The organism is Halothece sp. PCC 7418 (assembly GCF_000317635.1).
Classification (GTDB): Bacteria; Cyanobacteriota; Cyanobacteriia; order Cyanobacteriales; family Rubidibacteraceae; genus Halothece.
Genome location: NC_019779.1, coordinates 776528 through 789859 on the forward strand (window position 1 = coordinate 776528; position 13332 = coordinate 789859).

A 13332-nucleotide genomic window follows, 5' to 3' on the forward strand; every position below is an offset into this window, starting at 1 on the left:
TCCTAGGGATTGAAACACATTGAAAAGATAGCATAAGAAAGAATCTCCTTACTGTTTCAATAAACCTAATCCCTTCCTAGGGATTGAAACAATCTTAACGTAGTGCCCTTCTTCTGTGGTGACGTAATGTTTCAATAAACCTAATCCCTTCCTAGGGATTGAAACTGATGATGTTTTTTTCTTGCTCTGTCATTGGTCTGTTTCAATAAACCTAATCCCTTCCTAGGGATTGAAACTGATTTGCGAATATATATCGAATATTCATCGCTATCAATCTCGTTTCAATAAACCTAATCCCTTCCTAGGGATTGAAACTTTCTTGCATGGGATGTGTTTCCTTTTTGTTTGTTGGTTTCAATAAACCTAATCCCTTCCTAGGGATTGAAACAGATTGAAAGTTACCAGCTACAAGGAATTATTCTGTTGTTTCAATAAACCTAATCCCTTCCTAGGGATTGAAACCTCAGAGGCTACAGTGAGGAATCCGAGTTGCATATCAGTTTCAATAAACCTAATCCCTTCCTAGGGATTGAAACATCACACTACGGCTTAGACATTTTGAAGGCTAAAGCGGGTTTCAATAAACCTAATCCCTTCCTAGGGATTGAAACTTCTTGGCCTTCTACCTCTATGCCTAGGTAGCAGTTTCAATAAACCTAATCCCTTCCTAGGGATTGAAACAACTCTGAATAGAGCTTTGGAGACCCTTTACGAGGGTACCAGTGTTTCAATAAACCTAATCCCTTCCTAGGGATTGAAACTTCTGCACGGTCAATGCGTGGGCGGGGTGACCCAAGTTTCAATAAACCTAATCCCTTCCTAGGGATTGAAACGCCCAATCCTTATTGTAATGTGTAGGGAAGAATTGTTTCAATAAACCTAATCCCTTCCTAGGGATTGAAACTGTAGGAGAAAAGAAAAAAGCCCGACTCGTTAAAGCGTTTCAATAAACCTAATCCCTTCCTAGGGATTGAAACTAAAATCCTATATAGAATTAAAACTTCTATCTTAATTGTTTCAATAAACCTAATCCCTTCCTAGGGATTGAAACCCATTTATTGTGAGGGTTTCTTCGTTCCTCCAGATAGCCGAGTTTCAATAAACCTAATCCCTTCCTAGGGATTGAAACTGTGGTATATGTTTCTTTGAGCGCGATCGTTTAATCCCTAGTTTCAATAAACCTAATCCCTTCCTAGGGATTGAAACTCATATTGGAGGCGCACCTTATACGCATCCCCAGGTTTCAATAAACCTAATCCCTTCCTAGGGATTGAAACACAAGGGAATTAGCACCCACAGCACCCGCCGAACAGTTTCAATAAACCTAATCCCTTCCTAGGGATTGAAACATCTGGGATTCCCTCCACATCAACTCCTAAATCTGTTTCAATAAACCTAATCCCTTCCTAGGGATTGAAACAACAGGTGATGACGGTAGCGCGATCGCGCATCTCTTAAATCCTACATTATCCAAACTGGTAAGCCATATTGATAGGAAGTTTAAGGGAAGAATCGTTAGTAAAAGTATAGTAATCCCCTCGTAAATTCACATTACAAATCAAACTCACAGGTGGCATATTGACGACATCGTAGCTAATTACCTGATTGGTAAACATGACATCGAGTGGGTTGAGAGGATGAGGATAAGTAAAGGTTTGATTGCTGTATTTTTTAGCAACAGATAATTCTTCTAAAAAGAGTTCTGCTTTACTCATCCATTTTCCTAAACGAATAAACTTGGGAAGTCGCCATTGCCATTTTTGAGAAGTGGTTTCCTTTTGCAAAGATTGTTCAGAAATGATGTAGCATTCAAAAATACTTTCAGGTGTAATTTCTTTGGTGCGTCCATAGCTGGGGATATTTTTCTGCGTCTTTTGCATTTCCACATGATAGCGGTTATCAGCATATTTCCAAGTATTTAACACCGTGGCGTGAGAAACGGGATAAGCAGGAGTGACATAAATTTCTTGTTGATTTAAGGGGGTAAGATGTTGTTCATATTGCGGAATTTGTTCTGAACAAAAGTAACGATAACTTTCTTCTTTGGAAACGGTTGTTCCGTAAGTTTCACTATCTACAAAGCCTAAAGCATAAGTGAGGGCATAATTATGTAAAATGGGTTCGGTTTCGTAGAGTCGTCCGAGTTCTCTAGTGGCAAAATAGAGGCTGTCTTGGAGTTCAATTTGACAGCGATAGATGTGGGTCATGATTCTACCTTGATTCAAAATGAATTGATAATTTTGTAAGGACAAATTGTGATTTGCCCCTACATTTTGTTTACTGGTTATGATTTCTTGGCAGAAGATTTACTCTTTTTCCCAATATGTTTTTCGGCGTAGGTTTTCGCTTCTGCGTCTGCTTGTTGGAGGATAGACATAATCCCTTCTGCGGTTTTTGTGAGGGCTTTTACTTCTTTCAATAGGGGGGTAAATTGCTCACCAATAAAATCGGTATGGACAATAAATTCATCTTCCATCAGGGCTTGAATTGCGTTAGTTGCTTCGTCACAAATTGTTTTTTCTTCGAGCGGATCAAGAGAGTTTAAAACCTCTTCAGGAAGGCGATCATAAATCGCTTGTGTCCAGCGCAAATTACTAACAATTTCACCATCTGCAAAAACAACCCCTAACAGTTCATTTCTCACTCGTCCTGTGCGCGTGGTTTGTGCGCCATAATGACGGGTACGGAGGATGTTATTGAACACATAAAGAAAACTCGCTTCAGTGGGGTCTTTTAGGGTGACAATGCTGGGGAAAAAGACTTGCGGACGAATATGATCTTGTTGGTTGATGCGACTGGTCACTTCTCCTGGTTTAGATCCAGGTTCTCCTTTTGAGGACATGGTACCGTTTTCATAAGGGGCGTTGAGGGTAAAGGTTTCATGAGATTGATCAAAGGGAGTGATGGAATAAGCGGTATCCACAACCACTTTTGATTTCTCTGAACCAGAATCACCAATAGCGAAACCATAGATAATACAGTCGGGGTTATCCATTCCAAAATTGACATTATATTCACATTCTTCGGCGGTGATGAGGTTATACTGACGGAGAAGTTCTCTTCCCACAAGACGTTCTGGGGTAGATTGTTTCCGTTTAAAAAGAGAAAGACGACTGATCGGGTTTGGGTTATTAATTCCAGCGCGAACACGGGCTTTATTTAGTTCGCCATCAGTTTGGAAAAGAGGATAAGATTCGGTGATGCGAAGGGTGAGAAAGTGGACGTATTTTCCCATGGGTTTATAGGGAATTTCGGTGTGGAAGTGTTTAGTAGAGTTGATCGTTTTTAGTAAAGACATGGGTTCTCCTTTTTGTTATTTGTTATTCGTTATTTGGGGAACAGGAAACAGGGAATAAGCAATTGGTAACTGGTAACTGGTAACTGGTAACTGGTCACTGGTCACTGGTCACTGTTTTCTTTGTCTTGTTCCAGGCGATACAGAAATTCACAGGTATCTTTGAGAAGGTTTAATTGTCGTCCTGCAAGACGGGCGCGATCGCGCGAGAAACTCTTTTCAAAGACTTCTTCCACAAAATAACGGGCGAAGTCTAAAACCGCTTGACGTTCCTTTTCTCGTTGAGAAATTACCCAGCGTCCCTCTGCGGTGGAAGCGCGAACTCTGTCCATTAACTTGTTCACTTCTGCTGCGACAACTGCGACTAAAGTTTCTCCTGTGAAGACACTGTTATCTGCTTTCAAGATTGTGTCTGAAGCAACTTCTATGGGTTTCAAGATGGCGTTGGCTTTCGGGTTATACATTTTATTGGCGCGATAGAAACGACGAAACAGTCGCGTTAGTTCTTTGGGATGATTCATGGGTGATTTGGTATCATTCACAGTGAGTTTCTCCGATTGATATGTGACATAAGGATCAAAACAAGGATAAAGGTGGTAAGTGTAAAGACGAATCCTCGCTAGACTAGGACTTTCTACGTCTTTCCCCCGTGTCCATCGTTTGAGGTAAGAAAAGACATAGAGAGGACTGGTTTCTAAGTCGGTGGCGAGTTCGCTGAGTTTTCCCCAGTTGGGGGTATAGCCTGATTTACTGCGTTTCGGGTTAACATCGAGATGAATGGTGTAAGCTGCGGTGAGGGCGTTTAAGGGAGAGGGATGATTGTCCCAACCGTTTACAATGGCATCAAGGCGAACGCGATCGCGCTTTGTCAGAACTCTTAACGCTTGCGGAGGACTGTCTAAAAACACAGTTTCTTCAAACTCCGCGCCATCGGTATAAGGGGGAATGGGAGATTCCGAAACAACAGTTTTTACGTCTAAAATAAGAGGGAAGGTGAACGCTAACCAGGCTGGCATTACCCAAGATTCGGTATCGGTGGGATCGCGTCCTGGGGGAAGGGCGATAAAGTAGAAGGTTAGGGGTTTATCATCGGGATAGGACAGTTTGAAGGTACGGTCTTTTTCTGTGTCTAAGGTTTCGTCAATGAGGAAACTATCGACATTTTGATAGGAAGCGCGATCAAAGTTTGCTTTCAAATCATCATCAATGAAATGTTTACGGATAGTGGTATCAAAGCGGGTTTGGGCGATATTGGTGTAGGCTTTTTGGAGGAAGTTATTCGTCTCAGGGGTAAAGTAATAAGTGGGATAGAAATAGAGATAGCGATACTTTCCATCCTCAAACCGTTTCCCCACCGCTTGCGTTTGGTTCATCAAGATTTGTCGTAACATCATCTCTGTCCCTGCAATACTGGAGATATTGCGTTTCGCGTTCGATCCGCCTAACATTTGTTTATTGGTGTAAACTTGTGGCGTGAATAAGACAGCAGACTCCATCTGTTCACTGACAGAATAGGGAGAATGCGAGATGGAACAAATCAGTTGACGACCGCGCCCAGATTTTTTAGCCTTGTTGTAATGGTCTAACTCTTGGCGAAAGATATCCGTTTCAGAAACAGTCGTTTCTTGCGGTAACATCACCACCCGACTTACCCAGTCACGAACATCATCCCACCCGTCTGGAATCTGATATTGTTCCACAATGGGTTTAATCTGTTTATGAACAAAGTTAATCAGCGTTTCCCCAATGTCTCGGATATCTTCTGGAGCAATGCCTGGGTTATGCTGGATGTATCGGGAGGCGAGATAATACCAATCATAGGGAACACCACCTGTATTTCCTTTGCGTTTGTGTTCTTTCAGGGTTTCGTTAATGCGTTGAATTTCTCGAATTACAGGGATATCTGTTTCTAGTTCCCAAAATTTAGCAATTTCTAGGATTAAATTAAGGTCTGGCGGTTTCGGAAGCGTCTTATCTTGCTTACAAGCCGTTTTAATATGATCAAGCGTTTCTCCCCAAATCTTGCGAGTGATGACATCCCCAAACTCTGCGAGTTGGTCAATGCGAATATCATCTTCAAACTGAAAGTTATAATCTGAAGAAAGAATCCCTTGCTGTTGATAGCTGACAAGGTTATCACTTCGCTTTTTCGCTGATGATGCTTTTCCATCTCTGAGGATGCGTAAAGTTGCATCAAGGGCGACTTCCATCAAGGCTTTTTCATCGAAGAAGAGATCATAATATTCGGCGTATTTCATCCCTTTTCCGTCTCTCCCAAACCCTGTTTGTTTTGCTTGGAGTTGACTGCGACAGAGAGATTTAATCGTTTCTACGACACGCTGCGGTAAGGTTTCAGGGGAAATAGAAGGCGTTTCTCGTTCGCATAAATAAATCACCCCTGTGGGAAGATAAAGTAAGGGTTCATAACCTGCTTCTGTGTGTGCTTCCATGACTGCATTGTTGACGACATTGGTTAAAACGCCTCGGTTTTCTGCGATGCTGTGATAGGTGAGGTTTAACTGTCCGTCGCTGAGGGTGTGTAAAATGTCGGTTAAGGATTGTTTGGTCGCATCTTGGGGATGTTTGATGATAGATGCAAATCGATCGCCGAGACAGGTAAGATCAGATAAACACTCAATCGTTTGGTCGCGCAGTTCAGGCTGTAAATTATTCTCAGATAAGTTCAGATTGGTGTCATTGCGTCGCTGGGTATTGTAAGCAATGTATAGTAAATCATCGCGATAGGTTTCCCACTGCTGGGGAGAGTCGGGAAACAGGAATTGATCTAACCCTAATGTAGGAACTAAGATGTTAAAGATTTCTCGATGTTGCGCGATCGCGCAGTCTTTACGAATATCTTGTTCAATGTCTGCTTGAATGCGTTTATAGTCTTCTGGTATTTCAGGGAATAAACGATAGTCAAACTTTTCAAAATCATGGAGAATCAGAGAAGCAATTCCGATCCTTCTTTCAGTTTCTTTGACATATCGTTTTGTGTTTGTGTTTAACTTAGCGAGTCGTTTCTGAATCAAGTTAGCAGGGAATAAGCCATTGAGTAAATGTGTATTTAAAGACTGATCAGCAGCGTTATCCCGACGAACTCTTTTCTTTCCTTGTGCTAAACGTTTCGCGTCGATTTGTTCAAAAAAGTTTCCGCCTTTAGCTGTTACACCGATTGCATACTGGAGAAGATTGGGTAAGACATATTCGCTAAAATCAATCATAACGCGATCGTCTGGATTTTGTTGCGCGATCGCGCTTTGTAGCAGTTTTAGCGTCAATAGCTTTGGGGAAGAATCTTCAGAGACTTCTGTTTCTTCCTCATCCGATAAACCTAAATATTCTAGGGAACTAGAATCGAGATCAAGTTCTAATTCTTCATCAAATAAATTTAATTGTGAATCTTGATTAGTCATTTTCTTCCTCTAATTGATCAATATAATCGAGAATTTCGCGCATATAAACGGGATAGTATTTTAAGCACTTCTCAATCGCTAAAAAGACTTGATAATTTTCAATATCTAGATACAAATGAACTAAGATATTTCTCATTCCTGCTGCATTGGCTAAGGTTTTCCCTGTTTCTTTTGTTAAGATATCGTGCGCGATCGCGTTTAGAAAATACTCTTTATTTGTCAACTCATGCTTGCTGGTAATCAATCCTAATTTTGCAAACAAATACTTGTTAATATCTAAGGCTGCTTCCGTACAAAGTTGCACCAGTCTTTCAGTGACCAGTTGAGTATCAAAATTATTCTGATACTCTTCAAATGTCAACGACTCAAACTGCTTAAGACGCTGAAGATACTTCCGAATCGCTTGTAACCGTGCTAAGATAACTTCTGGTTCGATCTGACTCATGCGTTTTGTAAGAACTCTTCAATTTCTCGTCGCATCACTTGACGCAGGGATTTTAATTCTTCTTGATTCATGAAATTTTCAGTCTTAAACTGTTCAAAGAGTCCAGTTTCCTGTTCATAGATTAATTGACCATCACGGGCGACATAATGAGCAATTAACGGAGAACAGTGGTTGAGATTAATCACATCGATCGCGTCACTAGAAATCTCAAACGCATTTGCTAAAACATCATAAATTTTCAACCAATTCCAACCTTTCAACTGTTCTTTTTCTAACTTTTCATCATAGAGTACAGCAAAATCCCAATCGCTCTTTTTATGGGCTTCTCCTCTCCCTCTAGAACCAAAAATAACTAGCATTTTCAGATAAGTAACTTGCGGAATAAATGGAGAAAATTGTTTTGATAAGTGATTCATATTTTCTACTTCTTTATATCTTTGTGGTTTTTCTGAATTTTGTCAGGTGGGCGAGGCAACCCCTACGATCTTGCTGATGAATTATTCATTGGCTTGAACTTGCAGAAAGTAACTGAGGAAAAGAAGTGGGAAGCAAAGAATCAAGAATTTGCTTATGGTTTCAGTATGGAAGAAAAGAGACTGAACTAGCCAAACTTGGGAGTTCGAGACTACCTATTTCTGTGCTTAATACTGATAGCTTTTCTAGTGCTTCCCAACTTCTTACAATTACCTAAGCAGGTAGGATGAATTAAGCGAAAAATTAATTTTATGCAATCGCCCTTCTGGTAGAGTTTCCGCAAATTAGGTTTAACGTTTAATTAGAATGATCTACCTACTGGGTGTGTTAACTAAGATGAAACTACACTTGCAGATTTTGATTTATAGGAAACTTTCAGAGATTTAAAATAAGAGGGTGACAAGCGATATTCAAACTGGTTATGACCAACTTGGCGCTTTTCAATGGGATAACCTTTATTTCGTCCTTCATGAATGGTGTGACCAAATCGCCAAGTAATTTTACTCAGTTCTTTACTGGTATGCCATTCTCCATCTCCAAGAAGGTTCAGTAACTTCTGAAGGTTTGTTTCGCGTTTCATCGGGGTTATACCTCCTTAATAACTGTGAATAGATTAACTCTAGTTTGTGCGATATCTGATCGTCAACTGTTTTTGGCAATAAATTAAGCCTTAGAACTATTCAACGCTCTAGAATTATTCAACATTCTAAATTCGTGATAGACTTTTGCTAATGGCTTTAGTAATTTTCTCTAATCCCTTCTGAGGGATTGAAAAGAATAGTTCTGTGGCTACTGCTGGTAGCTGTTCCTTTTCAACTAAAGCCAAATCCCTATGAGGGATAGCAATTAAGCGATCCATGATTCTCCTCCTTGTGTTTGTAAGCGAAACGCAAGGGTATCCACCAGTAAAGCTGACTGACCCAGCGCGATCGCGTAAGGAGAGGTAGAATCATGTAAACTGGTCTCATCACTGATGGGATACAGTTGAAAGTGCATGGGTAACTGGAGACGTTGACGCACTTCTGTTACAGGACGCGGTAAGATATAGCAGACTAACGGCTGTTGTCTTAACCGTCGATTGAGTTGTACAATCCAAGGGTTATCAGGTTGCCAGACAGAGATTCGTGTTAAAACTTGCACTTGCCACGCATCGGCTTTGGTTTTTAAGTTTCCCCCATAAGTAAACCGCCAGTTGAGACGTTCTTCGCGATACCCTCTTAATTTCAAAAACGCGATACAATGCTTAAAGCGTCCTTTGGGAATCGGCTGTTGTAAGCGCTGACTGGTTTCTTGCAGCGATCGCGCAAATCCTGCTTCTGTCCACATCTCCACGTCTAAGTTGCTGAGAATCCCTGGTAAGTCGTAGGTCTTAAATCGTTCGGTTTCTAGCGTTTCTGTAAGGTCATACAAGCCACATTGCAACGGACTTGATCCCCGAAACTTGATCGCTTCTTCCGCGATGGGATTATTCTTCTTTCCCGACTGTTCTTCCCATTGTTTCTTCCAAGCATACATACGACCATTAACTTTTTTCAGGCTAATATCAAACACTTGTTCACAGTCTTGTTGTAGCTTTTGACAACTATCAGGATAGTTTCTAACAATATTGGGATGTTTTAAGTCGTAGTACAACTTAACGGACTGGACTGCACCCCAACGTTTGTAGTATCCTTGAAAATTATTAATCTGGCGATAATTCTCTCGAATGGCTTCATTAAACTGAGGACGGTCGTAACGCTGGTTAACCTGTAGCGGTGGCGATGTCGTTTCAAACAATCGTTCGACTAAGAATTTCGGAACAAGCGCATAAGCAGTAAACTGATCAAAAGGGATCGTTTCTCCATTACGCTGAAAAGAGTCATGACGACCCAGACGACCTAAACGTTGAATAAAGTTTCCCGCATCCGACGATTCAAAGATAAGGAAATTAATTTTAAAATCAACGCCAATATCAATGGTACTCGTCCCAAAAACTAAATCGGTTTCTAGGGAAGCAAGTTTCGTTTGTTGACCCGATAATCCTGTATTTTCGCCAACCGTTAAACCATAGGGATGAAATAATTCCTGAAAGATGGGAACAAGTCGTTTCACCGCAGCGATCGAGTTAAGAATAATCGCACCTTTCAAGAGGCTTCTTTCCCCCCCTTTCCAAGGGGGGTTAGGGGGGATTCTTTCCCCTTTCAAAGGGGGGCTAGGGGGGATAATAAATCGATCAAGGATCAACTCTTTATTTTCTTTCAACCAAGTTTCCGACGCACTAAACGCAGACTCAAGGGGAATAAACTCTAAAGAAATCTCTCTAGAAACTTGTCGCCAGTGTTGACTGTGTAATTTTTCGCTTTCTGCTTTCGTTGTTGGAAACTGATATTTCTTCGCTTGAATCGGATCAATGTGTTGATAAGTAAACTGGGCTTTTTCTAATTTTTCAATCAGTTGTTCATCTGGCGTTGCGGAGAGAAACAGAAATTTTTTATTCCGATTTGTACGGCGGATCAATAACATGGTATTAATTATGCTGGCGATTTGTGGCGCGGAGAAAACATGAAACTCATCAAAAATAAAGAAGTCAAAGTTTTTATCAATACGATTCCACAATTTATCAGGATTATCGTAAGGAGATAGGTAGGCGTTTCTGTGAAGATAATGAAGCAGATCAGGATTGGTAATTAATATGTCTGAATTTTTACTTCTAGATTCGATCGCGCTGGCTTTTTTAAGATTCTCTTGTTCTGCATAGAGTTCTAATTCTGCACTACTGAGACGATTCACTCTCGGTTCTAATTCGGGCTGAAACAAGTTAATATAGTTTTGGATTTGAATTTCTTGATCACGGGCTAATTCATTGGTTGGATAAAGCGCAATTGCATTTTTCTCATCTTGTAATGTGGATAAAAAAGCAGCTAAACTTTTGCCATCACCCGTCATAGCAGTGTTAATGATAACATCAATTTCAGGATTTCGGAGTGCATTTAAGGTTTCCAATTGATGCCAGACTAAATTCCAATTCTGTGGTAACTTAACCGTATTAGGTATTTCTGTAACAGGAGAAGAGTAAATGGGGTTCAGTATTATGTGATAAGGCTGAGGACTCATGATAATTCTAATTCTGAGAGGATTTGATTAATTTTTTGCTTGAGATTAGGTATTTCTTCTTGTGTAATCTTTCATAATTTTATAGCTTCCTTTAACACTCGATCTTTAATACGTTCCTTAAGTCCAGTTACTGTAACTACATCAACTTTTTTTCCCAGTAAATCCTCTAAATCATGAATCAGACGAACAGGAAACCAAGGACTGAAGTTTTTACCTAAATCAACTAACAAGAAGTTCGAGAGAGTGTTCATTGGCGGTAATTTTGTTATTCATCATTGTTACCCAAGATGTTCTATTATCTGGATACTACTTTAGGAGAAAGCTAACGGGATTATTCTATCCGTAAACTAAGCATAGTTTGATCTTAATCCTCCACTATGGAGAATGTCAATCAAATATACAGTAATTTTATCCGTATTTTATGACTCGTAAAGGTCAATCAATTACACTATCGGTATCAGACGCAGAAAAGCAGCAGTTACAGGCATTAGCAGAAACCTTTAACTGTAAATGGGGCGATAAACCCAATATTTCCCGATTAATTAGCGCGATCGCGCAGAATCAACTGCAAATTCTCTATAACACTAATTGGTCACAAGAGCGGATCACAGCCCTGAATGCAGCCCGCAAAGCCCTCATCGATCAAGGCGAAATTGCGAAAGCCCAAGAAATTGCCAGTCTTTTAGTAGCTCGTAGTGAACTTTCTAATCCCATACGGGCGGAAATTGAGCAGTTTCTAGCCCGACCCCAGCCCACTTGGCGCAAGAAGATTGAGGAGTTCATTGAGCAACAACAACCGTTTCGCTTGACATATCAAGATGCACAGGAACGTCTGTTAACTTTTAATATTTTATACGGACAAATAATACATATCGAAAAGCGGGACTATTTAGTTGGCTACTGTCAAGAGTCGGAACACAGTAATGAAATTGAACCCTTACGTCATAACTTGAGCTTACGATTTGATCGCGTTGATGAAGCAGGGGTTAGCGCCATTAATCAGCCTTGGGCGCAAGATTTAGCAAGGGTTTCTGTAACGTTCGAGTTATATGGACAACTGGCGTTTCGATACGAAGCAAAAGAGAATGATGTCTTTATTGGCGAGTTAGAAGGGGAATCACGGCGTGTAGTGCGGAAAATTTTTAGTACCTTTTGGTTTTTCCGTGAGATTGCTCAATACTGGGAACAGTGTGAAGTCATTGAACCGCAAAGTGTGCGCGATCGCGTGGTGGAAAAAATCAGACAACTGACCCAACTCTATGATGTCTAAACCGCACAAAAAAAAGCCCCCTCCAAGAGAGGGCTCATCAGTTACCAAATGAGAGGAGTTAACTGTTAATATCTGGTGCTTCCATTGCAACAGGCATCGGTTCACCCGCAGCTAAGTCATAAGGGAAGTTGTGAGCGTTCATTTCGTGGGTCACTTCTAAGCCAATGTTGGCGCGATTGAGAATATCTGCCCAAGTGTTAATGACGCGACCTTGGCTATCTAAAACAGATTGGTTAAAGTTAAAGCCATTCAGATTAAACGCCATTGTTCCCACAGCAAGGGCTGCAAACCAAATGCCGATTACGGGCCAAGCAGCAATGAAGAAGTGAATACTACGGCTATTGTGGAAACCAGAACCACGGAATAAGACACGACCCAGATAACCTTCATGTCCAGCTAAGAGGTTATAAGTGGCTTCTTGTTGTCCAAACTTGTAACCGCTATTTTGGCTTTCTAGTTCGGTCGTTTCGCGAATAATGCTAGAGGTGACAAGAGAACCGTGTAAAGAACTTAAAAACGCACCGCCAAAGACACCAGCAACAGCCAGCATATGGAAGGGGTGCATGAGGATATTATGCTCAGCTTGGAAGTTGAACATGAAATTAAATGTTCCCGAAATTCCTAAAGGCATTCCTTCAGAGAAGCTACCTTGTCCAATGGGATAAATCAAGAAAACGGCGGTGGCTGCTGCAACCGGTGCGGAGAAAGCAACCGAAATCCAAGGGCGCATTCCCAGACGATAACTTAATTCCCAAAGTCGTCCTAAATAAGCCCAAACGCCAATGAGAAAGTGAAAGATAATCAGTTGGTAAGGACCGCCGTTATAGAGCCATTCACTGACCGAAGAGGCTTCCCATAAGGGATAAAAGTGAAGTCCGATCGCTGCTGAAGTGGGAACAACACCTGCCGTAATCAGATTATTGCCATCAAGTAATGATCCAATCACGGGCTCTCTGATGCCTAAAAGATCCACTGGTGGCGCAGCAACAAACGCGATCGCAAAAACAATACTGGCGGTTAACAGCGTTGGAATCATTAATAAGCCAAACCAGCCAATATAAATACGATTATTTGTGCTCGTGACCCAATTACAGAACTTCTCCCATAATTGTCCCGTTCTCAACTCACGAGTCGGTTGCTGGATAAAATTAGTCATAAGTCCTATACCTCCTTACGCTCTCATGTAAGGTACAGTTTCATTATAACTTACATGACCATGTAGTTGAATAAAGAATTGACAAAATTTCCTAATTTTCCTAAATTTATGTAAATTCTAGGCGATCTGTATTCCTTGAATATGCTTAAGGTGCTCCTCAGTATTGATTTCTCTGATAAAGTT

Annotated in this window: 10 protein-coding genes, 1 pseudogene and 1 CRISPR repeat array (1 of these 12 running past the window's edge); of the genes and pseudogenes, 1 reads left to right on the forward strand and 10 read right to left on the reverse strand. The window is 40.9% G+C overall.

The features are described 5' to 3' along the window. Window positions 1-1420: a CRISPR direct-repeat array (repeat unit 37 nt; unit sequence GTTTCAATAAACCTAATCCCTTCCTAGGGATTGAAAC); it begins 7307 nt to the left of the window's first position. A gap of 46 nt (window positions 1421-1466) precedes the next feature. From cas5d to PCC7418_RS03525, 9 genes and pseudogenes are all read right to left on the reverse strand, one after another. Continuing rightward, on the reverse strand, window positions 1467-2207 hold the full coding sequence (gene cas5d, locus PCC7418_RS03490; RefSeq protein ID WP_015224792.1) for a type I-D CRISPR-associated protein Cas5/Csc1: 741 nt from the start codon (window positions 2205-2207) through the stop codon (window positions 1467-1469). Between the two features lie 77 nt (window positions 2208-2284). Further along, a complete protein-coding gene (gene cas7d, locus PCC7418_RS03495; RefSeq protein WP_015224793.1) occupies window positions 2285-3298 on the reverse strand; it encodes a type I-D CRISPR-associated protein Cas7/Csc2 in 1014 nt (337 codons plus the stop codon). 101 nt (window positions 3299-3399) lie between these two features. Further along, window positions 3400-6711 carry a type I-D CRISPR-associated protein Cas10d/Csc3 gene (gene cas10d / locus PCC7418_RS03500; RefSeq protein ID WP_015224794.1) on the reverse strand — a complete coding sequence of 1104 codons (3312 nt, stop codon included), beginning with the start codon at window positions 6709-6711 and terminating at the stop codon, window positions 3400-3402. Further along, window positions 6704-7156, reverse strand: a complete 453-nt coding sequence (locus PCC7418_RS03505; RefSeq protein WP_015224795.1) for a type VII toxin-antitoxin system HepT family RNase toxin — start codon at window positions 7154-7156, stop codon at window positions 6704-6706. Before PCC7418_RS03505 ends, cas10d begins: the two co-directional genes overlap by 8 nt. Further along, window positions 7153-7572 carry a type VII toxin-antitoxin system MntA family adenylyltransferase antitoxin gene (locus PCC7418_RS03510; protein WP_015224796.1) on the reverse strand — a complete coding sequence of 140 codons (420 nt, stop codon included), beginning with the start codon at window positions 7570-7572 and terminating at the stop codon, window positions 7153-7155. The genes PCC7418_RS03505 and PCC7418_RS03510 overlap by 4 nt, the downstream gene beginning before the upstream one ends. Window positions 7573-7961: 389 nt before the next feature. Continuing rightward, on the reverse strand, window positions 7962-8210 hold the full coding sequence (locus tag PCC7418_RS03515; protein ID WP_015224797.1) for a hypothetical protein: 249 nt from the start codon (window positions 8208-8210) through the stop codon (window positions 7962-7964). Between the two features lie 126 nt (window positions 8211-8336). After that, window positions 8337-8489: a hypothetical protein gene (locus tag PCC7418_RS20400; protein ID WP_015224798.1), complete on the reverse strand. Its 153-nt coding sequence runs from the start codon at window positions 8487-8489 to the stop codon at window positions 8337-8339. Then, the gene (gene cas3 / locus PCC7418_RS03520; protein ID WP_015224799.1) at window positions 8477-10723 is read right to left on the reverse strand and encodes a type I-D CRISPR-associated helicase Cas3'; all 2247 of its coding nucleotides are present in this window, start codon (window positions 10721-10723) and stop codon (window positions 8477-8479) included. Before cas3 ends, PCC7418_RS20400 begins: the two co-directional genes overlap by 13 nt. Window positions 10724-10794: 71 nt before the next feature. Then, a pseudogene (locus PCC7418_RS03525) lies at window positions 10795-10929 on the reverse strand (nucleotidyltransferase family protein); the annotation flags it as partial. A gap of 215 nt (window positions 10930-11144) precedes the next feature. On the opposite strand from PCC7418_RS03525, the gene PCC7418_RS03530 reads away from it, so the two are divergent. After that, complete coding sequence (locus tag PCC7418_RS03530; protein WP_015224800.1) at window positions 11145-11993, forward strand: YafY family protein; 849 nt, start codon at window positions 11145-11147, stop codon at window positions 11991-11993. 58 nt (window positions 11994-12051) lie between these two features. On the opposite strand, the gene psbA is transcribed toward PCC7418_RS03530, so the two are convergent. Further along, complete coding sequence (gene psbA / locus PCC7418_RS03535) at window positions 12052-13149, reverse strand: photosystem II q(b) protein (protein ID WP_015224801.1); 1098 nt, start codon at window positions 13147-13149, stop codon at window positions 12052-12054. Window positions 13150-13332 lie beyond the last annotated feature (183 nt).